Raw genomic sequence first — 22,977 nt, 5'->3', positions numbered from 1 at the left:
AAATATTGTGTTTCTTTATTGTAAAAATACCCTTTATTAGCGTTTCTTTCGTTGGTGGCCTTGGTAGAATGCAGCGGTATTAAGGCTATGTGATATTTTTTGCGCATGTGGCCATGTTTAGACTGTTTAATAAGGATAATGTAGATGACTGATTCTGGCTTCCAATTAAAAGGAAGTGTGGTTACTACTATTTTATTGGAGATTCGCTCGTTTTCATTAGAGGGGATTGTTACTCAATTAGAAAAAAAAATTGCACAAGTGCCGAATTTCTTTAATCAAGCGCCGATCATCATTGATCTGTCAAAGATGAAGCGTGGCATTCGTATCGAAGACTTTGAAGCCTTGATAACAGCTATTTCGACTCTAGGGTTAAGTGTTATCGGTTGGCGATGTGATCCGGATTCATTGCCAGTATGGCACGCTCAAGTGTCGATTGCCTTGTTGCCTGCTAGTAAAGCCCGTGCGATCAATATGGCGCCAGTGACGTCAGCTGAAGTGAGTCCAGATGTTGTGGTTAAAACGGTTGTGGAAGAAAAGCTAATTCCGCAAGCGACAAAAGTCATTACTAAGCCGATTCGCTCAGGTCAGCAAGTGTATGCGGAAGGGGATTTGATTGTATTAACACAAGTCAGTGCCGGTGCTGAAGTGTTGGCTGATGGCAATATTCATGTTTATGGTGCTTTGCGTGGTCGTGCTTTAGCAGGCGTGAAAGGGGATACGGAAGCGCGTATTTTTTGTAAAAGCATGGAGGCCGAGTTGGTCTCTATCGCGGGTAATTTTATGTTGAGTGATGCATTACAGAAGATCGTATGGAAAGACAGCGCTCAAGTGTATTTAGCGGACGAACAGTTAGAAGTGGTTCCGTTGTAAGTTTATAGATTAATTAAAATGATTCATTTCGAGTCATTGGAGGATAAAGCATTGGCAAAGATTATTGTCGTTACCTCAGGTAAAGGTGGTGTTGGGAAGACAACGTCTAGTGCAGCAATTGGTACTGGCATTGCGTTGAAAGGGCATAAAACCGTCATCATTGATTTTGATGTGGGGTTGCGTAACCTTGATTTGATTATGGGGTGTGAACGTCGAGTGGTGTATGACTTTGTCAATGTCATCAACAAAGAAGCAACCCTATCACAGACATTGATTAAAGATAAGCGTACTAAAGGCTTGTTCATTCTTCCAGCATCTCAAACCAGAGACAAAGATGCGCTGACAATCGAAGGGGTTCAGGAGGTTCTGGAAGAGCTTTCCAAAGAGTTTGACTACATTATTTGTGATTCACCAGCAGGTATTGAGAAAGGGGCTCAGATGGCTCTGTATTTTGCTGATGCTGCCATTGTTGTGACAAACCCTGAAGTGTCTTCGGTTCGAGACTCGGATCGTATTTTGGGGATTTTGCAAAGTAAGTCAAAACGTGCGGAAGAAGGTAAAGAGCCAATCGAAGAGCATTTGCTGTTAACGCGATACCATCCGGAGCGTGTTGCTTTAGGGGAAATGCTAAGTGTATCTGACGTTGAAGACATTCTGGCCATTCCTTTATTGGGTGTAATTCCAGAATCCGAAGCGGTTTTAAAAGCATCTAACCAGGGGACGCCAGTGATTTTAGAGACTGAGTCTGAGGCGGGTTTGGCTTATACCGACGCGGTTGATCGCTTAATGGGTGAAGAAAAACCATTGCGTTTTTTAGAGGTTCAAAAGAAAGGCTTTATCAAGCGCCTATTAGGAGGTTAGTGTGGGTATATTTGATTATTTTAAGAGTAAAGCTGAACCCAGTTCGGCTTCTGTAGCAAAAGACAGGCTGCAAATAATCGTTGCGCATGAACGTACGAAGCGACAGCAGCCAGATTATTTGCCGCAAATGCAGCAAGAAATTATCGATGTCATTCGAAAGTATGTGCAAATTGGCAGTGAAGATGTACAGATTCAATTAGACAACACAGATGAGTGTTCTGTTTTAGAATTAAATGTGACCCTACCTGATCAATAGTTCGTATAGAAGACATGTCGGCGTAAGAGCATTTGTCACCTTGTTTGATGTACATCGTGGTAAATGCTTTTAAGGGTGGAAATTAAGTAATAATGATTGTCATTGTTTTACTGATTTTTGTCTTGGGTGTATTATGCCTTTCACAATGGAAACAGAGTGCCGAGTAGTCAATGATATTGCGAATTTCTTTGGGCATAACCGCCGCTTTTTTCTTGGCTGCTTGCAGCGAGTCAAATCAGGTTGCCAGCCAAACTAAAGTAGTAAAACACGCTAAAACGTCTCAATCTAAAGCGTCGAACGAGTTACCCATTCCTATGACCGACCCTAAAGCCCTGTTGGGGTCGCAGTTGTTTTTCGATACCAATTTATCCAAAGATAGAAACCAGTCTTGCGCTACCTGTCATGCCATTGCCACCGCTTTTGTTGATAAGCGCTTAGATGCAGTAGGTGGTGCAGTTTCGTTAGGCAGTGATGGGCACTCAATGGGGGGGCGTAATACCCCAACTGCCAGCTACGCGGCGTTTTCACCAGCGTTTCATCGTATGTCTAACGGCGAATACCGTGGTGGGCAGTTCTTAGATGGGCGAGCTTCAGGATTGGCCGAACAAGCTCAAGGTCCATTCGTCAATCCAGTTGAAATGGCATTGCCAGATGGTGATAGCGTTGTTCAGCGTGTTAAAGAGAATCCGCAATATCAGCAGTCGTTTGATACCTTGTATGGCGAAGGTGTATTAGATGACCCAAAAGCGGGCTATGATGCCATTGCCGATGCCATTGCCAGTTTTGAAAAAACTGAACTCTTTATGCCGTTCGATTCAAAATACGATCGTGCGTTGCGAGGAGAGGTGGCGTTAACACCGCAAGAAGAATTGGGTAAGACGTTGTTTTTCTCGCAACAGTTCACCAATTGTAATGCGTGTCACCAGTTGAATAGCTCGCCATTCAACCAACAAGAAACCTTTACAAATTATGAATACCGAAACATTGGCGTGCCTGCTAATCCAGCCTTAGTGGCACAGAGTGGCGTTATTGATCGTGGCTTATTGGATAACCCGGATATTGATGATTCTAAGCAAGCGGGTAAATTTAAAGTTCCTTCCTTACGAAACGTCGCGGTCACAGGTCCTTATATGCACAATGGTGTATTTAAAGATTTGCGAACTGTGGTGCTGTTCTATGACAAATATAACAACCCGACACGTACTATTAACCCAGAAACGGGTGAGCTTTGGGCTGAGCCAGAAGTGGCTGAAAACATTGATTTTGTTGAATTGGAAAAGGGGCCTGCATTGCCTGATCAACGTGTTGATGCGATTGTCGCTTTCTTAAAAACACTCACAGATCAACGTTATGAACCTTTATTGGACGATTCTGATAATCCGCTAAATTAGCTTTCTCGTTCACGTCCTCATTGTTTTCATTGATAAAACTGGTCTGATGATCAGTTTTTTGTTTTCATGGATACTTTCTTTTTCCTAAGAAGGATATGAATGATGAAATATGTGCCATTAGGCCGTACAGGCTTGGAGGTTTCGAGAGTTTGTCTGGGGACCATGACTTGGGGAACTCAAAATACGCAAGCGGATGCCGATGAGCAGATTGAATATGCGTTAGATCACGGTGTCAATTTTATGGATACGGCGGAAATGTATTCGGTTCCTCCGACACCTGAGTCATATGGTAAAACGGAAACCATTATTGGTGATTGGTTGTCTCGACATCCTTCTAAGCGTGACGATTTCGTACTGGCGACTAAAATAGCTGGTTCTGGATTAAAATATATTCGTGACGGTGGTCCGATAACTGGGCAAGCTGTGATTGAGGCGGTGGACGCTTCTTTGAAGCGTTTACAGACAGATTACATCGATTTGTATCAGTTGCACTGGCCTAATCGTACGTCTCCTCATTTTGGCAAACATTTTCCCAATCATTTCCGCTTTACTGATGTGAGTGGAGAAGATCACTCTAATCAGATGTTGGATATTTTGCAGGGCATTGATGCATGCATCAAAGCAGGTAAAATTCGCCATTTTGGTTTGTCTGACGATACGACCTGGGGCATTAATGAATATCTTCGTTTAAGTGAACAGCATAACTTGCCAAGAGTTGCCTCGATTCAAAATGAGTTTAGTCTATTGCATGCCAAAGATTGGCCTTACCTAATTGAAAACTGCGTCCATGAAGATGTGGCATATTTACCATGGTCGCCTCTGGCCGCAGGAGCATTAACCGGTAAATATCTTGGTGGTGCTCGTCCAGAGGGGAGTCGTTGGAGTTACGCGCAACGTAACGGTATTTTCCGTGATACGCCTTTAGTAGAGAAAGCGGTGTCGGCGTATGTAGAGCTGGCTAACACTTATAATATGACGCCGGCACAATTGGCCTTGGCTTGGTGTGATCAAGTGGATGGTGTAACTTCGACTATCATTGGGGCGACTTCTTTAGATCAATTGAAAGAAGATATGGCCGCTTTTGATATGACGCTTAGTGAGCCGGCATTAAAAGACATTATGATGGTGTTTAAAGAGTACCCAGTACCTTTTTAATGTTGTAAGTGCTTTCTCGTATGATAAAGCCGATCACTCTGTTTGGGTGTTCGGCTTTTTTATTGGCTGTCTTTTAATTGAGCAAAGGTCATAGAGTAAAAAACAATAGACCAAAAAAAACCGATGCAAGCATCGGTTTTTTTATTCGCTCAAGAAAGATTAGTCTTGGCTTTTCTTCTCTTTTTGCGCAGCAATAACAGTTTCTGCTACGTTTGCAGGACATGGTAGGTAGTGAGAGAACTCCATAGAGAACTGACCACGACCAGATGTCATCGTACGTAGTGAACTGATGTAACCAAACATTTCAGAAAGAGGAACGTCGGCTTTAATGCGTACGCCAGTAGCGCCTTTCTCTTGGTCTTTGATCATGCCGCGACGACGGTTCAAGTCACCAATTACGTCACCAACGTGATCGTCTGGCGTGAATACGTCAACTTTCATGATAGGCTCGATCAACTGAGGACCAGCTTTCGGGATAGACTGACGGAAAGCGCCTTTAGCAGCGATTTCGAAGGCAATAGCAGAGGAGTCAACTGCGTGGAAACCACCGTCGAACAACTCAACTTCAACGTCTAGTACAGGGAAGCCTGCTAGAACGCCTTCTTCCATCATAGACTTAAAGCCTTTTTCTACTGCTGGGAAGAATTCTTTCGGTACGTTACCGCCCACAACAGAAGAAGAGAAAGTGAAGCCAGAACCTAGTTCACCTGGTTTGATGCGGTAATCGATCTTACCGAATTGACCAGAACCACCAGACTGTTTCTTGTGCGTGTATGTGTCTTCAACTTCTTTCGTGATGGTTTCACGGTAAGCAACCTGTGGCTGACCAACAACTAGGTCAACACCGTAAGTACGCTTCAAGATGTCTACTTTGATGTCTAGGTGAAGTTCACCCATACCTTTCAGGATGGTTTCGCCAGAATCTTGGTCAGTCTCTACGCGGAATGTTGGATCTTCTGCAACCATTTTACCGATCGCAATACCCATTTTCTCGTTACCGCCTTTGTCTTTAGGTGTAACAGAGATAGAGATTACTGGCTCAGGGAAAACCATGGCTTCAAGTGTACAAGGGTGCTTAGGATCACATAGAGTGTGACCAGTTTGCACGTTCTTCATACCAACGATCGCTAGGATATCACCCGCTTGTGCGCGGCTGATTTCTTTACGGTCATCGGCTTGCATCTCAACCATACGGCCAACACGTTCTGTTTTGCCTGTGAAGCTGTTTAGAATGGTGTCGCCTTTGTTGATTACACCAGAGTATACACGTACGAAAGTCAAGGCGCCGAAACGGTCGTCCATGATTTTGAACGCAAGTGCTCTGAATGGTTCGTCAGCAGATACAATGGCTTTCTCGCCATTTGCATTACCTTCTTCGTCCGTAAGATCTTGTGGAACAACATCTGTTGGGCTTGGTAGGTAGTCAACAACTGCGTCAAGAAGAAGCTGCATACCTTTGTTTTTGAAGGCAGAACCACAGTAAGTTGGGAAGAATGCAAGGTCACGAGTACCAGTACGGATGCAACGTTTAAGGTCTTCCAAAGATGGCTCTTCGCCTTCCATGTAAGCCATCATTAAGTCGTCGTCTTGCTCAACTGCTGTTTCAATCAAAGCTTCACGGTATTCTTCAACTTGGTCAACCATGTCAGCAGGAACGTCTTCAACTTTGTAGTTTTCAGGCTGTCCACTTTCGTCCCAGATGTACGCTTTGCGAGTAAGTAGGTCAACAACACCAACGAACTCATCTTCTGTACCGATAGGTAGAACCATTACTAGAGGTGTCGCACCAAGAACGTTTTTAACTTGGTCAACAACACGGTAGAAGCTTGCGCCTAGACGGTCTAGTTTGTTAACGAAGATCAAACGTGCAACTTCAGATTCGTTAGCGTAGCGCCAGTTAGTTTCTGATTGTGGCTCAACACCACCAGAACCACAGAATACACCAACACCACCGTCAAGAACTTTAAGGGAACGGTACACTTCTACTGTGAAGTCAACGTGTCCAGGTGTGTCGATAACGTTGAAACGGTGGTCTTTCCAGAAACAACTAACCGCAGCAGACTGGATGGTAATACCACGTTCAGCTTCTTGTTCCATGAAGTCTGTAGTCGATTCACCTTCATGAACTTCACCGATTTTATGGATAATACCAGTAAGTTTAAGAATACGTTCTGTTGTGGTTGTTTTACCCGCGTCTACGTGGGCAAAAATACCGATGTTTCTGTATTTTGATAAGTCAGCCATTACATTACTCTAAATAAGTGAGGACGAAATTTGCGCGTTATTATACAAGACTTCTCGAGAAGAGTCAGGTATTTCGCGCTATTCTATTATATTTTGTGCGACTAAAGAAAGGGTTAGATTGAAGCAATTGATAATTGTTGGTTTAGTCCTTGTTAAGGCTAAGGAAATAGGGTGTTTGCGGTTAATCTCTTCTAAGTTTGTCAGAGATGGCGATAGGGGTTGGGTAATTGAGAATCACCACATAGGTTGAGAAGGCAAAACTCAAAATCGCGGTCGCCTGAATAACATGAGAGGCTTCTTGTCCAAGTAAGCCAATGTTCGCTGCAAGATACGCAATTAATAATGAAAATTCACTCACTTGCCCAAGCCGAAAGCCCGCTTCCCAAGCGGTGCTTGAGTCTTCTTTCATGCCTTTTAAGAGGTAACGGAAGATGACGGGTTTAATAAGCATGGCACCAACAGCCAAAATCAAAGCCGGTAAGATAACCGCGCCTAATAAGTCCAAATTGAAGCTAGCACCAATGGAGAAGAAGAAAAGAATTAAAAAGAAATCTCGTAGTGGTTTTAGGTGTGTTGCTATGTATTGTGAAATAGGGCTTGTGGCTAAGCTGACACCTGCAATGAATGCTCCCATCTCAGCAGACAAACCAGCGGTCTCAGCAAGCACTGCCATGGATAAGCACCAGCCGATCGAGACGAGAAAAATGTATTCGTGGAAGCGATCAAAGCGGGTAATTAGCTTTAATAAAATGTACTTGACGAATAAAAAAGAGGCGCAGATTAAAATTGGCAAACCAATGAGTGGTTTGACATAGTTCATCATTCCACCATTGTCATTGCCAGACATGCTGTATAAGACGAGCAATACAGCAATGGCAATTAGGTCTTGAAGCAATAATAAACCAACAACCAACTCGCCCGTGTGTTTGTGGTGCAGGACCGTCGTGGGCAATAGTTTAATGCAGACTATGGTGCTAGAGAACATCATAGCGACACCAATGATAAGGCTTTCGGTTTGGTTATAGCCACATAAGAATGCAACTAGATAACCCAGAGCAGCAAATATTGCAGAGCTTAAAAGCGCTACCCAGGATGCTTTTTTTAGCATGTTGAGGAGGTGGCTGGGTTGCATGTCCAAACCCAGCAAGAAGAGCAGAAAGATGATGCCAATGTGGCTCATCTCATCCATCAGTTTGGGTTCATTGATTAAAGATAAGGCAGAAGGTCCCAGTAAAATACCAAGAGCAATGTAAGCAATGATCATTGGCTGGCGAGTATACAGGGCGACTGAGGCGACGACTGCCGCTCCAGAAAAAATCAGAAAAAAGGAGTGTACAATCGAAACGTCAGCCATTTATAAATGCTCTCTTACCAGTTGCCTGTGCCTGCTTTTTTGCGTCTTAGCAAGGGCAAAATAGACCCAAGTAGTAGTCCACCGAACAGTGTGGCGGCGCCGATCATAAACCACTTCTGCTGATGATTGTTCTGTAATTGCTGACTGGCTTGTTCGGCAATGTTTGCTTGTTGCTTTAAGCTTTCTATCTGATAAGTAACAGTATCGTTTTGTGATACGATGATTTCTGCTTTTTCTGCAATAGACTGAACATCTTCAAGTTGAGCTTTTAACGCACGGTTTTCTTGTTGCAGTTCGGCTTGAGTGTTGAGTAAAGCCTGAGCTTCTGCTTGGCTTTCTTTTAACTCATTGCTGACATTGTTACGACGTTGAATGGCTGTGGTGAGGCGCTTCTGCAATTCATCTAGTTGATCGCGAGTGACCATGTCGTCGGATAAATAGTAATCGGCAACCCAGCCTTCGGCACCATTTGGTGTGCGTACCTTACTGTAGCCATTGGATTGCTCCAAGACTTCCAGTGGCGTGCCGCTTTTGATACCTCGCTCGACAGCTCTGGTGCTATTGTCTTGTCCTTCTCGAATAGCCACAAACTGAATGTCGGAAACATATACGGTTGCCGCAGGAGCAGAAGCCGATAAAATACTGCCTACTAATAGGCTAATTAGGTGCATCTTTGTCACGTGTTATTCCTTTCACAATGAATCGATCTTTTACAACGATAATCATGACTTAGGCAAGACGCAATAGAAAAAGGCCATCGAAATGGCCTTTTATGTGACAAATAGTTAATAAGTGGACTAGCGGCGTAAAAATATTGGTCTAGGGTCTGCCACATCGCCTTGATAAGCGACCGAAAAAGGCTTATGCAACAACAAGGCTTTTTCTAAATCCACGTCTTCAGCAAATTGAAAACTGTTGAAGCCGACACGCAATAAATAGCCTAGTTGATCCGGAATGAACCCACCAAGAGCGCGCACTTCACCTTGATAGTCAAAGCGTTCTCTTAATAGTCGTGCATAACTGAATCCACGACCATCAGCAAACGCAGGGAAGTTGATGCCGATGACGTTAAATTGGTTTAGGTCAATGCCTTCCAAAATGTCAGTACCATCGCCAGCGTCTAGCCAGATGCCAGCCACTTTGCCTATGGTGTCTTTTTCTGACAGCCACTTTTGAGCCGCCACTATGCTTTTTTCGTTAGTGGTGCTGTCGATGTCTTGTAGCCATTCGTATTGGTTGTCGATAATGGCGCCATCTTTAATTAGTTTTGGCATACGCAGCCTCCTTAAATGCAGCAATACCGATGCGACGGAAGGTATCGATAAAACGCTCTTCTTCTGAACGGTTGTCAACATAGACTTGCATCAATTTCTGAATGACGCTGCTGATTTCTTCCTGTGCAAAAGAGGGGCCTAAGATTTTACCGATGCTGGCATCGTGTCCAGAGGCGCCACCAATTGAGACTTGATAAAACTCTTCGCCTTTCTTATCAACACCTAGAATGCCAATGTTACCCACATGGTGGTGTCCACATGCATTCATACAGCCTGAAATGTTTAGGTCGATATTGCCTAGGTCGTACAAGTAATCAAGATCGTTAAAGGTGTCTTGAATTTGAGCGGCGATAGGAATGGACTTGGCATTAGCCAGAGCACAAAAATCACCACCGGGGCAACAAATCATGTCAGTTAGTAAGCCAAGTGTTGGGGTGGCAAAGCCAGCTTCTTTAGCGGCGTCCCAAAGCTCAATCAATTGGTCTTGACGAACATCAGCTAAGACCAAGTTCTGTTCATGGCTCACACGCAATTCGCCGAAGCTGAAACGATCTGCTAGGTCAGCGGCTTTTTCCATTTGGTCTGCCGTAGCATCCCCAGGCGCTTGTCCTGCTTTTTTCAAAGTAAGGGTTACAATGCGGTAACCGGCTTGTTTATGTTCGAAGGTATTGCGCTCATACCAGCGGGCAAAACCAGCACTTTCTGCAAGCTTACTGCTTAGTTCAGTGGGTTGGTCGCTCAATGTTTGGTAAGCAGGTGCTGTGAAGAAAGACGCTAAACGCTCAAACTCGCTCATTGGAACGGTGCTCTCTTTGCCTCTGAGATGCGCCCATTCGGCATCCACGCGGCGACGAAATTCTTCAATGCCAAGTGCTTTTACTAAGATTTTGATACGTGCTTTGTACTTGTTGTCGCGACGACCTTGCTGGTTATAGACGCGAATAATGGCGTCAAGATACGTCAATAGGTCTTCACGAGGAACAAATTCACTGATGGTGACACCAACCATTGGAGTACGACCTAAGCCGCCACCAACAATGACTTTAAAGCCAATTTCACCAGCGTCATTTTTCTTAATATGCAAACCAATGTCGTGTACTTGAGTGGCTGCACGGTCAGCGGACTCAGTGGCATTGACAGCAATTTTAAATTTACGTGGTAAGAAAGCAAACTCCGGGTGGAAGGTAGACCACTGACGAATCAGCTCACAGTACGGGCGAGGGTCAACCACTTCGTCCGATATTACCCCAGCATACTGATCCGTGGTGGTGTTACGAATGCAGTTACCACTGGTTTGTACCGCGTGCATTTCAACTTCGGTCAGCTCAGCTAGGATATCTGGAACATCTTCTAGTTTTGGCCAGTTTAACTGTAGATTCTGGCGTGTACTGAAGTGACCATAAGCTCGGTCATAACGACGACTGATGTCAGCCAATTTACGAAGCTGAACACTAGACAACATACCGTATGGGATGGCAATACGTAGCATAGGCGCATAACGCTGTACGTATAAACCATTTTGTAAGCGTAATGGCAGGAATTCCTGCTCGCTTAGCTCTTTGTTTAGATAGCGACGAGTTTGGTCGCGAAACTGGGCAACACGCTCTTCAACAAGCTGTTGGTCAATGGCGTCGTATTGATACATATTGAATTGAACCGTGATTAATAAAATTAAGTAAGCGAATACTAGCAAAAACTCTTTATTCTAAAAATGAATATTTATCTATATCTTTAGGGGTTTTCCTAATAAGGCTTATTCGCATATTTTTGTTGGGAAAGGCTCTTAATTGCTGTTGATAAGCACTCTCAATAAAAAGAGGAAAAATACCTTAGTTTTTTACTAGGTCTTTGGTTTTATCTTTTAACTGAGTTAATATAAGCCTTATTAATCGTCACCTAGATTTAAGGTTGTATATGAACATTACTATTACCGATGCCGCTCAAGAATACCTTGCTTCTTTATTAGAGAAACAGGGTGTTGAAGGTATGGCTGTGCGTATTTTTATCCAACAACCGGGTACGCCATATGCTGAAACATGTTTGGCTTATTGTCGCCCTGATGAAGTGAATGAAACGGATGAAATTCTGAACCTGCCGAAATTGAAAGTATATATTGAGAAAAACTCAGTTAACTTTTTAGATGAGGCTTTTGTCGATTATGCCACTGAGAAAATGGGTGGTCAGCTCACGATCAAAGCGCCTAATGCTAAAATGCCGAAAGTTACAGAAGACAGTCCGATTGAAGATCAGATTAACTATGTTTTGTATTCTGAAATCAACCCAGGATTGGCCGCTCATGGTGGTGAGGTTAGCTTGGTTGAAGTCATTGATGGCGAAGTTGCCGTATTGAAATTTGGCGGTGGCTGTCAAGGTTGTAGTGCAGTCGACTTGACTCTAAAAGAAGGTGTTGAGAAAACATTAATTGAAAAAGTAGCGGGCTTAACTGCGGTAAAAGACTCTACTGATCATACCGTGACTGACAACGCCTTTATGTAATGTCTTATGCTTTTATTTAAACATTACTAAAAGCAAAAAATTAGGATAATAAAAACGCGAACCTAGGTTCGCGTTTTTGTTTTAAATCACTATCGAAAGAATTAGCCGCGTTGGCGTTTTGGTAATGTGTTTCGAAGTTCATCTGCCATTTGAGTTAAGGCTTTCTCGGTTGCTTCCCAGTCAATACAAGCGTCGGTAATTGAAACGCCGTATTCTAGGTCGCTAAGATTGGCTGGCACTTTTTGATTACCCCAACCAATGTTGCTCTCAATCATTAACCCCATAATGGATTGGTTACCCGCTAGAATTTGCTGGGTAGAGTCTTCCATTACGGTTATTTGGCGTTCCGGTTTTTTGTTCGAGTTTTCGTGTGAACAATCTACCATGATGTTGTGCTTGAGATTGGCTTTCGTTAAAGCCGCTTCGCTTAATGCAATGTTGGCTGCATCATAGTTTGGTTTGCCATTACCACCACGTAGTACTAGGTGGCCGTATGCGTTGCCTTTTGTGTTAACAATGCTTACTTGACCGTTTTCATTGATACCTAGGAATGAATGGCCATGAGAAACGGATTGCATGGCATTTACCGCCACGGTCATGCTGCCATCAGTGCCGTTTTTGAAGCCAACGGGACCAGATAAACCAGAGGCCATTTCTCGGTGAGTTTGTGACTCGGTCGTCCGTGCGCCAATGGCTGACCAACTAATGAGGTCTTGTATGTACTGAGGTGAAATTGGGTCAAGTGCCTCAGTGGCAAGTGGTAAACCTAGCTCAGCTAGATCAATTAACAGCTTACGACCAATGCGGATGCCTTTGTCTATGTCAAACGTGCCGTCTAGATTTGGATCGTTGATTAGACCCTTCCAGCCAACAGTTGTGCGAGGTTTTTCAAAATAAGCACGCATGATGATGTATAGAGTGTCGTCTAATTTCTCTGACAAGGCTTTTAAGCGCTTAGCATAATCCAAAGCGGCCTCTGGGTCATGTATAGAGCATGGGCCAATCACTATGGCCAGGCGATGATCTTTGCCGTCCATGATGTTTTTGATGGTGTCGCGAGATTCAGCAACATGATTGCTGACGCTGTCGCTGATTGGAAGTGCTTGTTTCAGTTCGCTTGGTGTCACCAAGGAGTCAAAAGAAGCGATGTTTAGGTCTTCAAGACGCTTGTTACTCATTGCGGGGGATTCCTGCTTGCTGCTTTTTTAGTTATGGCGGTCAACCATATCCTTTTTTTTAAATCGAATGAACCTTTGTGGACGATTTTTCTCTATTTATAAGCCTTTTAGAAGAAAAGGTATTTAACGCCAAACGAAAGTAGGGCGGTTGCTAAGATAGGCTGTAGTATTTTATTGGGCACGTGGGTCGCAATGCGTGTACCTAAATAGATGCTGGGTATTGAACCGATTAATAACGCGCCTAATAGTGCGTAGTCTACATTGCCTAGGAAAATGTGACCTGTGCCCGCGATAAGGGTTAATGGGACAGCATGAGCCAGATCGGTGCCAACAATATTTTTGGCGCGCATTAATGGGAAAAGAAGCATCATGATGGCTGTACCCAATGCGCCAGCGCCGACTGAGGTTAGTGTTACCAATACGCCTAGAATAAAACCGCATACCATAATGATTCTGCGGCTTTTGTGTTCTGTAAAGTTGAGTTTCAAGGACTGAATAAGCTTGTTTCGAAAAAGTACAACAATGGCGGTCAGTGTTAGCATCAAGCCTAAGCTAGTGGTGAGAATTTCTTGGTAGTGATCTGGTTTGTCAAATTGTGATAGCAACCAAATAGTTAGAATCGAAGCAGGAATGCTGCCTGATGCCATGGCAAAGACAATGCTCCAATTTACATTGCCGCGTTTTGCATGCATCACAACGCCAGTGCTTTTTGCTATACCGGCATACATTAAATCGGTACCTACTGCGATGTGTGGCGGAAAGCCAAAAAGTAGCAGTAGCGGCGTCATTAACGAACCGCCACCAACCCCAGTAATGCCAACCGCTAAGCCAACCACTGCGCCTGCAAAAATATACCAAATAAATTCCATTGAATTGCCGTAAATAAATGATTTGAGCTGGCAACCTTAGAGCTTTTTTACTATTCTATAAAGTAATATTTTCTTATGTTTTTAACTCTTTTTAGAATAAGGTAGTCGATGAAGTTACAGCAGCTTAGATATATATGGGAAGTAGCGCGTCATGACTTGAATGTTTCGGCTACTGCGCAAAGTCTTTATACCTCTCAACCGGGTGTAAGTAAGCAAATTCGTTTGTTGGAAGATGAGTTGGGTGTCGAGGTGTTTGCCAGAAGTGGTAAGCATTTAACCCATATTACGCCAGCGGGTGAAAAAATTATCGCTTTAGCGGGAGAGGTGCTTAATCAAACGCAGAATATTAAACGTGTTGCGAGTGAGTTTAGTGATGAACGAAAAGGGTCATTGGATATAGCGACCACACACACGCAAGCAAGATACGCATTGCCAAAGGTTATAAATCAGTTTATTGAAGGCTATCCAGAAGTCAGCCTCCACATGCATCAGGGGACGCCGATGCAGATTGCTGAGATGGCCAATGACGGTGTGGTGGATTTTGCCATTGCAACAGAGGCGTTAGAGTTGTTCGGTAATTTGGTAATGTTGCCATGTTACACTTGGAATCGCTCTGTTGTGGTGCCCAAAAATCACCCTCTGGCAAGTCTGAGTGAGTTGACTCTTGAGTCACTTGCAGCATATCCCATTGTAACTTATGTGTTTGGTTTTACGGGACGATCTCAGTTAGACGAAGCTTTCCAAGAGGCGGAGTTAGAGCCAAATGTTGTCTTTACCGCCGCAGACTCGGATGTGATTAAAACCTACGTGCGTCTCGGTTTGGGAGTCGGTATTGTTGCCTCCATGGCTTATGATGAGTCTTTGGATTCAGATTTAGTTGCGCTTGATGCGTCACACTTGTTTGCAGATAGCTGTACAAAAATTGGTATACGAAGCAATACTTTTATTCGCGGTTATATGTATAAATTCATTGAGTCCTTTGCACCGCATTTAACCAAAGATTTGGTTGTGGCTGCTATGGAGGCGCCTAACCGGCAAGAAGTTGAGCAGTTATTTGACGGTATCGAGTTGCCTCGCCACTAATGAATAGTGTTTTAAAAAAAAGCGCCATCACGATCGTGATCGGCGCTTTTTTTATGTGGTGTTTCTTAGGATAAGAAGTGGCTGGTCAGACGAGCTTTAGTGCCACGCTGGCAATTCGCTCACCTTGTGCTTCACATAGATTCTTCTCCTCTTTGGTGAGGGTATTTTCCTGTGTGCTGCTGGCTAAGTGGCTTGCGCCGTATGGTGTGCCGCCACTGGTGGTGCTAATCAGCTCTTTGTTTTTATAGGGAAGTCCAAGCCAAATCATGCCGTGATGAATCAGTGGTGTCATCATGCTATGCAGGCATTGTTCTTGGCCGCCATGCATGGTGCTAGCACTAGTGAAACCACAAGCCGGTTTGTCTATTAATTGGCCTGTCATCCATAGGGTAGATGTCTGATCAATAAAGTGTTTGAGAGGCGCCGCCATGCTGCCAAAGTAGGATGGAGAACCCAAAGCTAAACCAGAGCAATCCCTTAATTCGTCTAGTGTGCAATAAGGTGCTCCTTCATCTGGAAGAGCAGGTTCGGTGGATTCCGTATTGCTTGATACATTTGGTACTTGGCGTATTTTTGCTTCCATTCCAGTGACTTTGTTGACGCCACGAGCAATATGTTTTGCCATCTCGGCGATGGAACCATGCCGACTATAGAAGAGTATTAGGATGTAGGGTGATGAACTCATCAAAATAAATCCAATACATTTTCAGGTGGTCTGCCTAATTTAGCTTTGTTGTTGTGAACAACGATGGGGCGTTCGATTAGGCTTGAATTATTGAGCATGGCTTCAATACGTTCTTCGTCAGAGCTGTTTTTGTTTAGACCAAGCTCCTTGTAGGCAGCTTCCTTGGTGCGCATTAGTTCAATGGGTTGAATGTCTAGTTGCGCAATAAGTTGTTCAAGTTCGCTCTTGTCGAGTGGTTCTTTTTGATAAAGGCGGATTTCAGGCTGAATGCCGTTCTCTTCTAAAAGTGCCAAAGTTTGTCGTGATTTAGAGCAGCGTGGATTGTGGTAAATTGTGGTCATAGTAAATTCGCTTAATCTGCTTTAAAGAAAAACGCCACTCAAAAGAATGGCGTTTGGTTTGTTACTTCTTTGCGGACAGTATGAAGTCGCATGCTTGTTCAATGGCGATGTCTTGGTTTTCGCCTTGAATACGATTCTTATATTCAAAGGTATTGTTGGCCAACCCTTTGTCACCGATCACAAAGCGATGTGGTATACCAAGAAGCTCGCAGTCCGCAAATTTAACACCTGGGCGTTCTTTGCGATCATCTAGCAATACGTCTAGACCTTTTGCCGTCAACTCTTGATAGAGTGTTTCGCATGCTTCACGAACGGCTTCAGATTTATCGTAATTCATTGCCACAATGGCCACGTCAAAGGGTGCGATGCTTTCTGGCCACAAAATGCCTTTGTCATCGAAGTTTTGTTCGATAGCGGCGGCAACAATGCGAGAAACGCCGATACCGTAACAGCCCATATGCATGATTTGCGCTTTGCCGTTTTCATCAAGAACACTTGCGTTCAGGGCTTGAGCATATTGTTGGCCAAGTTGGAAAATATGGCCCACTTCGATGCCGCGTTTAATCACAATAGTGCCTTGTCCGTCTGGAGAAGGATCGCCTTCTACGACGTTACGCAAATCAGCGACTTCAAATTCAGGGCAGTCACGTTCCCAGTTGATACCGGTAAAGTGGTAATCGTCTTTGTTGGCGCCAGCGCAGAAGTCTGACATTACGGCCGCTGAGCGATCAGCGATTATGCGAATGCCTTTTTCTTTTAGGCCTTTTGGTCCGATGGAACCTGGTGCGCAACCAATTTTGTTAATGATGTCGGTTTCGCCGGCAAACTCAAATGGTGAAACAATCCCATCCAGCTTTTCAACTTTTAGTTCATTGATGTTGTGATCACCACGCAGAACAAGGGCGACTATTGTTTCTTGTTCGTTTTCGTCAATACCTTTAACGAGCATGGTTTTGACCGTTTTTGTGACATCTAATTTTAAGAATTCAGCGACTTTCTGAATCGTTTTACAATCCGGGGTGAAAACTTCTGTTAATTCTTGGGTAGCTGGGTCGGCCTTTTCTTTTAGGCAAATGGCTTCTGCTAGTTCCACGTTGGCTGCAAAGTTTGAGCTATCGCTGAAAGCGATGTCGTCTTCACCAGAATCGGCTAATACATGAAACTCGTGTGAATAAGCGCCGCCAATGCTACCGGTGTCCGCGAGAACTGGACGATAATCCAAGCCAATGCGATCAAATACATTGCAATAAGCTTGGTGCATTACGTCATAAGTTTCTTGTAATGATTCAGGACTAACATGGAAAGAATAAGCGTCTTTCATGCTAAATTCACGTGAGCGCATGACGCCAAAGCGTGGGCGAACTTCGTCTCGAAATTTGGTTTGGATCTGGAAGAAGTTGATGGGTAGTTGCTTGTAGCTAGTTAGTTCATTGCGTGCTAATTCCGTAATGACTTCTTCATGAGTGGGGCCAACACAATAGTCGCGATCATGGCGATCTTTTAGGCGCAGTAATTCTGGACCGTATTTCTGCCAGCGGCCAGATTCTTGCCATAGCTCTGCAGGTTGCACGCCGGGCATGATGACTTCAAGGGCACCGGCTTTTTGCATTTCGTCACGGACAATACCTTCTACTTTGCGAAATACTTTTACGCCGGTCGGGAGCCAAGTATAAAGTCCTTTGGATATCTGGCGAATCATGCCTGCTCGCACCATTAGTTGGTGGCTTGTTACAACTGCATCGGTTGGGGCATCACGTAATGTGGAAAATAAATAATTGCTAGCGCGCATAGTAATATAAGTTCTTAAAATTAATTTGAGTGAGGGTTAGCCTGCAAAGCGAGGCTCAACCTGTCCTGTTACGGATGTTTCTAGTGCAAAAATACCGCCTGCGTGCGGGAATGTTTGCAGCTCTTCTTCTGTTTGAGCAGCGCGACACGTGCTGACATATAAGGTGCTCATGTTTGGCCCACCAAAGGCTACCATAGTTGGATAAGTCGCTGGCACTGGGTGTTCTTCTAGGATGTCACCTGCTGGACTTATTTTAACAACTCTTTGGCCTTGATATAAGGCCGACCAATAGTTTCCGTCTGTATCAACTGCCGCGCCATCTGGTCGTCCGTTGCCATGGGGGAAGCGGATGAACTCACGCTTATTGGTCGCTTCACCTGTCTCTACATCATAATCAAACTGATATACCACATGATTAGGGGTGTCGGAGTAGTACATGATGCTTTGATCAGGAGAAAAAGCTAAGCCGTTTGATGTCCAAGCGGCTTGATCCAGTATTTTCTGTTGACCTTGACTAAATTGGTGAAGTGCGCCTTTAAAAGCATCTTTTGGAGAATACATGGTGCCAGCAAGGAATCGGCCTTTTGCATCGCAGCGGCCGTCATTGAAGCGGGTGGTTTGCTGGTCATAATCGGCTTTCCAGTAAGGCTTTAGTTCGGCATTTAAATGGTCGAATGTGTAAACCCCTGAGCGGAAGGCGGCAATGAATCCACCGTTCTCAGCTAAAGAAAAACAACCAATTTCTTCATCAAATTTACGATTGCTTAGGGTTTTCGATTGTGTGTCGTAGGCGTATAGTACAAAAGAATCTATATCGACAAAATACAAGGTTTGTGTACGTTCATCCCAACGTGGGCATTCTGCTAATTTTGCTTGTGCGTCCACAGCACATTGCATATCCGTCATGGAGGCTCCGAGTCACTGAGTGTTTTTGAAATAGGGTGCTATAGTGCTTATGAATGAGTTTTTTGTAAATAGGAATGTGTGAAGATGTTTCAGTTAGATCCCGTGTTGCGCCGTGATTCCATCTTGGTGGGTAACTTGTCTTTGTGTGAATTGCGTTTGATAAATGATGCTCAATTTCCCTGGTTTATTTTGGTTCCTCGGCGTAACAACATTACTGAAATCTATCAGTTGGTTGATGAAGATAAGCAACAATTGATGGCAGAAAGTTGCCTGTTGGCGGAAACCCTGCATGATGCTTTTACCGCAACTAAGCTAAATGTTGCCGCTTTGGGGAATCAGGTTCCACAATTACATATCCATCATATTGTTCGTTACGATACGGACTCTTGCTGGCCCGGCCCTATTTGGGGAAAATTCCCTGCTGTTCCGTATGATAAGGAAAAGTTGGCTGAAATTTTGCAAAAGGTTCAAGTATTGTTGAGTGATGATTTGCAATTGCCTAGTGATGAAGCGGATTTGTATTATTAGGTTGTTGGTTTGTATTCATTATTGTCTTTAATTTGACTAAGCCCATTTGGAAGCCTGTTTTATGAGCACACGCAGAAGAAAAAAGGCCATTCAGAAAGTCGTTAAACTACTTAACCTTGCGACATCGAGCAATTTGAGTGAGTCTAATTTGGCTTTGCGCCATGCTGAGTCTTTAATTCGGCAATACAGCATCGCGCAGCGAGAATTGCCAATGTTGCAGCTGTGTGATCGTTCCATGCTTTATAAAGTGAGCTGGGGTAATAGCGCGCCAAGATTTGTAAAGGAATCTGCTCCGAAAAATGTGCAATCTGATTCGGTGTATCAGCGCCGTTTTAGCGAAAAGTCTACAGTAGATCCTAATCGTGCTTATGAGTCAGTTAGAACAATTTTAGATGATATGGAAGAAGATGTGAGCAGTGACGCTGATCATCATTTCAATTCAAAAGAAAGCGATCAGGAAACTTTCGGACCTGATTCTCAGGTCGAGACCTTTGATGCGGTTTCAGATGTCGATACTTATATGTTAGATGATCAGGATATGGATGATATGGCCGCTGAAAATCTTGTTGATGATGTTGAAAATGCCAGTAATCAAGAGGAAGAGGAGGTAGTGTCCTCTACTAATGCATTTAATGACAATGTGATTGATGCTGCGCAGGCATTTCGTCCTGCTCATACTGACTTTGGGGAAGCGCTTAAAACCCAATATTCCACCAGTGATCCAAGTGTGCCGTTTTCAGAGGATGAGTATTGGTCTGGTGTATACGAAAAATTAGCCGACTTTGATGAGGCAAAAGTTCAGTCTGATATCGAAGATCTGGGTACTCAATTGACTTTGGCTCAAGAAAATCTTCAGTTAAAGAAGAAAAAGCGTTACGAGCATGAGCAGGAAGAGGTTCTTGAGCGTGCTGAAAGAGCCAGAATTGAGCAGAGCTTTGAGGAAGCAATTGAGCGTGCTTTTCAAGCGAGAGCGAAATCTTATGAGGCCTGGGAAGCGAGTTGTAATAATATTCGCATGGATCGCTTAAGGGATGAGCAAGAAGCCATTCAGGGCTATGAGTCAGTAAGTAAGGCATTAGAGCAGAATAAAGATGCTTTTCAGCAACACTTGCAAAGAAAAGAAGATTATCGTGCTGCTAAAATTATGCATGAATTACGTCGGCAGCTCATGTTGTCAGTCTCGACAGGAAGCGAAGCAAGTGCTTCTTACAATAGAGTAATTGAAATCATGGAAGAAAACAGCTTGTCCTTAAAGGATCTTGAGTTTTCTGACATCAAGAATAAGAGTTTATTTATTCGTTTGTTAGAGCGAGAGTCGGCACTCATTCCTGATGTTCAAGAGCGTGAAGGTTATACCGAAGAGATGTTGGATAAGTTCTTAACTTCAAACTACAGCAAGAAAGAAACGAAAAGATCTGAAAATCCTGTTCAGCAGATTCAGCGTTTATTGGTTGCTGCGAGTGAAGGTGGGCAGTTTGAGGCGCAGAAGAGCTTAGAGCGGGTGCTTTATCTGATGGAGTCAAATGATATTGGTGTTCGGGATATCGGTTATCAATATATCAAAAAATATTCTGTGTTTATTCGTCTGATTAATTGGGAGGCTGAGCAGATTGTGTCTTTGCCTGAGCGTGAAAAATTTACCGCAAAAATCTTAGAAGAGTATATTCAGCATTCTGTGCAAAAGCCCAACTCAACGAAAGAACATAAAATTAATTAGTTTTCTTCCTGAATATATCCCTTATTCATGTCAATAATAAGGGGTATATCTTTTCAAAACCTTTCATAAAGCTTTCTTTGCGGCCCCGCATCTTTTACCATTTCGATCTTTGATTCATTCATAATACTCAGCAGGAGAGAAGCATGAGCATTATTAAAGAAGATGATTTGATTGATAGCGTTGCTGACGCGCTGCAATTTATCTCTTACTACCATCCGCTGGATTTTGTTAATGCGGTTCATGAGGCTTACGAACGCGAAGAAAGTCAGGCAGCGAAAGATGCCATGGCACAGATTCTAATTAACTCTCGTATGTGTGCGGAAGGTAAGCGTCCTATTTGTCAGGATACGGGTATTGTTACCGTGTTTGTTAAGGTTGGCATGAATGTGCAGTGGGAAAGCACAAAAAGTGTCGCTGATATGATTAACGAAGGTGTGCGTCGCGCTTACCTTCATCCCGATAATGTTCTTCGTGCTTCCATTCTTGATGACCCTGCTGGTGCACGTAAAAACACCAAAGATAACACACCTGCTGTTATTCATATGGAAGTGGTGCCAGGTGATACCGTTGAGGTTCATGTGGCTGCTAAAGGTGGTGGTTCGGAAAACAAATCCAAGTTGGCCATGTTGAACCCTTCAGATGACATTGTTGAATGGGTTAAGAAAACTGTTCCAACTATGGGGGCTGGCTGGTGCCCGCCAGGTATGTTGGGTATAGGTATTGGTGGTACAGCAGAAAAAGCCATGGTAATGGCGAAAGAATCTCTGATGGAGCCGATCGATATACATGAGCTGAAAGAGCGTGGTCCACAAAACCGTGTTGAAGAACTACGTCTGGCTATTTTCGATGCAGTTAACAACCTTGGTATTGGTGCTCAGGGGTTGGGTGGTTTAACGACAGTTCTTGATGTCAAAATTATGGATTACCCGACTCATGCTGCGTCTTTGCCTGTCGCTATGATTCCAAACTGTGCGGCAACTCGTCATGCGCATTTTGTATTGGATGGTTCTGGTCCTGCTGACCTTGTTCCACCATCTTTAGATGATTGGCCTGAAATTACTTGGGAAGTGGGTGAGAGTGTTCGTCGTGTTAACCTTGACGAGATTACACCGGAGCAAGTGAAAGAATGGCAGCCAGGTGAAACAGTCTTGCTTAACGGTAAAATGTTGACTGGTCGTGATGCCGCCCATAAGAAAATGGTTGAAATGATGGCCAATGGCGAAGAATTGCCGGTCGATCTTAAAGGACGTTTCATTTACTACGTTGGCCCTGTTGATCCTGTGAAGGAAGAGGCGGTAGGTCCTGCTGGTCCAACGACATCGACTCGTATGGATAAATTTACTCATACTATGCTTGAGAAAACAGGCTTGCTTGGCATGATTGGTAAAGCGGAACGTGGTCCTGTTGCGATTGAGGCCATCAAAGAGTTTGGTGCGGTTTACTTAATGGCCGTTGGCGGTGCTGCTTATCTAGTATCTAAAGCAATCAAAAAAGCAGAAGTGGTTGCCTTCCCTGAATTGGGGATGGAAGCCATTTATGAATTTGATGTGGTGGATATGCCGGTTACAGTTGCTGTTGATTCACAAGGTACGTCGGTACACATTACTGGTCCGGCAGAGTGGAAGTCTAAAATTGAAGCTCAAGCCATAGAGATTAAATAGAAACACATTATTTAAAACGCTATTTGGCTAACTCATTGAAATGCCGTTAATTATAAAATTAACGGCATTTTTGTTGAAAAAGTACTTGCATCTCGAATGGAAAACCGTAATATACACGACCTCGCCACGATGCAGTGGCAACGCTCTTTAAAATAGATAATCAGATAATTTGTGTGGGCGCTCGCTGGGGCTTCAAAAAAGAAATTGAAGTCTTACGAGAGTCAAACACGTCAATTCGCTTTATTAAGTAATTGTTAGTGTTTCGAGATTTGAGTGAGCAAACTTTTTAACTGAAGAGTTTGATCATGGCTCAGATTGA

At 43.8% G+C, this 22,977-nt stretch carries 21 protein-coding genes; 10 read left to right on the top strand and 11 right to left on the bottom strand.

Annotated features, from left to right (window positions below; translation table 11 throughout):
- Positions 1 to 144: 144 nt before the first annotated feature.
- From minC to DFP76_RS15420, 5 genes are all read left to right on the top strand, one after another.
- A complete protein-coding gene (gene minC / locus DFP76_RS15440) occupies positions 145 to 870 on the top strand; it encodes a septum site-determining protein MinC (RefSeq protein WP_113875504.1) in 726 nt (241 codons plus the stop codon).
- Between the two features lie 51 nt (positions 871 to 921).
- On the top strand, positions 922 to 1,731 hold the full coding sequence (gene minD, locus DFP76_RS15435) for a septum site-determining protein MinD (RefSeq protein ID WP_113875563.1): 810 nt from the start codon (positions 922 to 924) through the stop codon (positions 1,729 to 1,731).
- A gap of 1 nt (position 1,732) precedes the next feature.
- Positions 1,733 to 1,987, top strand: a complete 255-nt coding sequence (minE, locus tag DFP76_RS15430) for a cell division topological specificity factor MinE (RefSeq protein ID WP_063331204.1) — start codon at positions 1,733 to 1,735, stop codon at positions 1,985 to 1,987.
- Positions 1,988 to 2,157: 170 nt separating this feature from the next.
- Positions 2,158 to 3,378, top strand: a complete 1,221-nt coding sequence (locus tag DFP76_RS15425; protein ID WP_113875503.1) for a cytochrome-c peroxidase — start codon at positions 2,158 to 2,160, stop codon at positions 3,376 to 3,378.
- 99 nt (positions 3,379 to 3,477) lie between these two features.
- Entirely contained in the window at positions 3,478 to 4,533 is a 1,056-nt protein-coding gene (locus tag DFP76_RS15420; RefSeq protein ID WP_245931956.1) for an aldo/keto reductase, read from the top strand.
- 159 nt (positions 4,534 to 4,692) lie between these two features.
- On the opposite strand, the gene fusA is transcribed toward DFP76_RS15420, so the two are convergent.
- The 5 genes from fusA to DFP76_RS15395 form a co-directional block, all read right to left on the bottom strand.
- Positions 4,693 to 6,777, bottom strand: a complete 2,085-nt coding sequence (gene fusA, locus DFP76_RS15415; protein ID WP_113875501.1) for an elongation factor G — start codon at positions 6,775 to 6,777, stop codon at positions 4,693 to 4,695.
- 181 nt (positions 6,778 to 6,958) lie between these two features.
- The gene (locus DFP76_RS15410; RefSeq protein ID WP_113875500.1) at positions 6,959 to 8,131 is read right to left on the bottom strand and encodes a cation:proton antiporter domain-containing protein; all 1,173 of its coding nucleotides are present in this window, start codon (positions 8,129 to 8,131) and stop codon (positions 6,959 to 6,961) included.
- A gap of 14 nt (positions 8,132 to 8,145) precedes the next feature.
- A complete protein-coding gene (locus tag DFP76_RS15405; RefSeq protein ID WP_245931957.1) occupies positions 8,146 to 8,802 on the bottom strand; it encodes a TIGR04211 family SH3 domain-containing protein in 657 nt (218 codons plus the stop codon).
- 126 nt (positions 8,803 to 8,928) lie between these two features.
- Complete coding sequence (locus DFP76_RS15400; protein ID WP_113875498.1) at positions 8,929 to 9,405, bottom strand: DUF934 domain-containing protein; 477 nt, start codon at positions 9,403 to 9,405, stop codon at positions 8,929 to 8,931.
- Positions 9,389 to 11,050 carry a nitrite/sulfite reductase gene (locus tag DFP76_RS15395; RefSeq protein WP_113875562.1) on the bottom strand — a complete coding sequence of 554 codons (1,662 nt, stop codon included), beginning with the start codon at positions 11,048 to 11,050 and terminating at the stop codon, positions 9,389 to 9,391. The genes DFP76_RS15400 and DFP76_RS15395 overlap by 17 nt, the downstream gene beginning before the upstream one ends.
- A gap of 269 nt (positions 11,051 to 11,319) precedes the next feature.
- Between DFP76_RS15395 and nfuA the strand changes: the two genes are divergently transcribed.
- A complete protein-coding gene (gene nfuA / locus DFP76_RS15390) occupies positions 11,320 to 11,901 on the top strand; it encodes a Fe-S biogenesis protein NfuA (RefSeq protein WP_013796153.1) in 582 nt (193 codons plus the stop codon).
- Between the two features lie 101 nt (positions 11,902 to 12,002).
- Here the strand turns inward: nfuA and DFP76_RS15385 are convergent, their stop codons facing one another.
- Both DFP76_RS15385 and DFP76_RS15380 read right to left on the bottom strand, forming a co-directional pair.
- Positions 12,003 to 13,079 (bottom strand): 3-deoxy-7-phosphoheptulonate synthase, encoded by a 1,077-nt coding sequence (locus tag DFP76_RS15385; RefSeq protein WP_113875497.1) that lies wholly within the window; start codon positions 13,077 to 13,079, stop codon positions 12,003 to 12,005.
- A 107-nt stretch (positions 13,080 to 13,186) separates the two neighbouring features.
- Positions 13,187 to 13,948: a sulfite exporter TauE/SafE family protein gene (locus tag DFP76_RS15380; RefSeq protein WP_113875496.1), complete on the bottom strand. Its 762-nt coding sequence runs from the start codon at positions 13,946 to 13,948 to the stop codon at positions 13,187 to 13,189.
- Positions 13,949 to 14,056: 108 nt separating this feature from the next.
- Here DFP76_RS15380 and cysB point away from each other — a divergent pair, with 108 nt between their 5' ends.
- Positions 14,057 to 15,031, top strand: a complete 975-nt coding sequence (gene cysB / locus DFP76_RS15375; protein ID WP_113875495.1) for an HTH-type transcriptional regulator CysB — start codon at positions 14,057 to 14,059, stop codon at positions 15,029 to 15,031.
- An 85-nt stretch (positions 15,032 to 15,116) separates the two neighbouring features.
- Here cysB and wrbA read toward each other — a convergent pair whose 3' ends face one another.
- The 4 genes from wrbA to DFP76_RS15355 form a co-directional block, all read right to left on the bottom strand.
- A complete protein-coding gene (gene wrbA / locus DFP76_RS15370) occupies positions 15,117 to 15,716 on the bottom strand; it encodes an NAD(P)H:quinone oxidoreductase (protein WP_113875494.1) in 600 nt (199 codons plus the stop codon).
- Entirely contained in the window at positions 15,716 to 16,057 is a 342-nt protein-coding gene (arsC, locus tag DFP76_RS15365; RefSeq protein ID WP_113875493.1) for an arsenate reductase (glutaredoxin), read from the bottom strand. The genes wrbA and arsC overlap by 1 nt, the downstream gene beginning before the upstream one ends.
- Positions 16,058 to 16,118: 61 nt before the next feature.
- On the bottom strand, positions 16,119 to 17,846 hold the full coding sequence (locus DFP76_RS15360; RefSeq protein WP_113875492.1) for a proline--tRNA ligase: 1,728 nt from the start codon (positions 17,844 to 17,846) through the stop codon (positions 16,119 to 16,121).
- 36 nt (positions 17,847 to 17,882) lie between these two features.
- A complete protein-coding gene (locus DFP76_RS15355) occupies positions 17,883 to 18,752 on the bottom strand; it encodes an SMP-30/gluconolactonase/LRE family protein (protein ID WP_113875491.1) in 870 nt (289 codons plus the stop codon).
- An 84-nt stretch (positions 18,753 to 18,836) separates the two neighbouring features.
- Between DFP76_RS15355 and DFP76_RS15350 the strand changes: the two genes are divergently transcribed.
- The 3 genes from DFP76_RS15350 (at position 18,837) to DFP76_RS15340 (ending at position 22,658) form a co-directional block, all read left to right on the top strand.
- A complete protein-coding gene (locus tag DFP76_RS15350) occupies positions 18,837 to 19,280 on the top strand; it encodes an HIT domain-containing protein (RefSeq protein WP_113875490.1) in 444 nt (147 codons plus the stop codon).
- Between the two features lie 61 nt (positions 19,281 to 19,341).
- On the top strand, positions 19,342 to 20,997 hold the full coding sequence (locus DFP76_RS15345; protein ID WP_113875489.1) for a DUF2786 domain-containing protein: 1,656 nt from the start codon (positions 19,342 to 19,344) through the stop codon (positions 20,995 to 20,997).
- A gap of 143 nt (positions 20,998 to 21,140) precedes the next feature.
- The gene (locus DFP76_RS15340) at positions 21,141 to 22,658 is read left to right on the top strand and encodes a fumarate hydratase (RefSeq protein WP_113875488.1); all 1,518 of its coding nucleotides are present in this window, start codon (positions 21,141 to 21,143) and stop codon (positions 22,656 to 22,658) included.
- Positions 22,659 to 22,977: the final 319 nt, after the last annotated feature.

Source organism: Marinomonas aquiplantarum, assembly GCF_003314975.1.
In the GTDB taxonomy this organism is placed as follows: domain Bacteria; phylum Pseudomonadota; class Gammaproteobacteria; order Pseudomonadales; family Marinomonadaceae; genus Marinomonas; species Marinomonas aquiplantarum.
Note: the sequence above shows the minus strand (reverse complement) of the source record. Positions and strands in the feature narration are given on the sequence as shown.

Coding starts and splice junctions, on each gene's coding strand:
- DFP76_RS15395 (WP_113875562.1), bottom strand. CDS start 11,050: ATGTATCAATACGACGCCATTGACCAACAGCTTGTTGAAGAGCGTGTT.
- DFP76_RS15410 (WP_113875500.1), bottom strand. CDS start 8,131: ATGGCTGACGTTTCGATTGTACACTCCTTTTTTCTGATTTTTTCTGGA.
- DFP76_RS15360 (WP_113875492.1), bottom strand. CDS start 17,846: ATGCGCGCTAGCAATTATTTATTTTCCACATTACGTGATGCCCCAACC.
- DFP76_RS15350 (WP_113875490.1), top strand. CDS start 18,837: ATGTTTCAGTTAGATCCCGTGTTGCGCCGTGATTCCATCTTGGTGGGT.
- minC (WP_113875504.1), top strand. CDS start 145: ATGACTGATTCTGGCTTCCAATTAAAAGGAAGTGTGGTTACTACTATT.
- cysB (WP_113875495.1), top strand. CDS start 14,057: ATGAAGTTACAGCAGCTTAGATATATATGGGAAGTAGCGCGTCATGAC.
- fusA (WP_113875501.1), bottom strand. CDS start 6,777: ATGGCTGACTTATCAAAATACAGAAACATCGGTATTTTTGCCCACGTA.
- DFP76_RS15425 (WP_113875503.1), top strand. CDS start 2,158: ATGATATTGCGAATTTCTTTGGGCATAACCGCCGCTTTTTTCTTGGCT.
- wrbA (WP_113875494.1), bottom strand. CDS start 15,716: ATGAGTTCATCACCCTACATCCTAATACTCTTCTATAGTCGGCATGGT.
- DFP76_RS15345 (WP_113875489.1), top strand. CDS start 19,342: ATGAGCACACGCAGAAGAAAAAAGGCCATTCAGAAAGTCGTTAAACTA.
- DFP76_RS15380 (WP_113875496.1), bottom strand. CDS start 13,948: ATGGAATTTATTTGGTATATTTTTGCAGGCGCAGTGGTTGGCTTAGCG.
- DFP76_RS15420 (WP_245931956.1), top strand. CDS start 3,478: ATGATGAAATATGTGCCATTAGGCCGTACAGGCTTGGAGGTTTCGAGA.
- DFP76_RS15385 (WP_113875497.1), bottom strand. CDS start 13,079: ATGAGTAACAAGCGTCTTGAAGACCTAAACATCGCTTCTTTTGACTCC.
- DFP76_RS15405 (WP_245931957.1), bottom strand. CDS start 8,802: ATGCACCTAATTAGCCTATTAGTAGGCAGTATTTTATCGGCTTCTGCT.
- arsC (WP_113875493.1), bottom strand. CDS start 16,057: ATGACCACAATTTACCACAATCCACGCTGCTCTAAATCACGACAAACT.
- DFP76_RS15355 (WP_113875491.1), bottom strand. CDS start 18,752: ATGACGGATATGCAATGTGCTGTGGACGCACAAGCAAAATTAGCAGAA.
- nfuA (WP_013796153.1), top strand. CDS start 11,320: ATGAACATTACTATTACCGATGCCGCTCAAGAATACCTTGCTTCTTTA.
- DFP76_RS15340 (WP_113875488.1), top strand. CDS start 21,141: ATGAGCATTATTAAAGAAGATGATTTGATTGATAGCGTTGCTGACGCG.
- DFP76_RS15400 (WP_113875498.1), bottom strand. CDS start 9,405: ATGCCAAAACTAATTAAAGATGGCGCCATTATCGACAACCAATACGAA.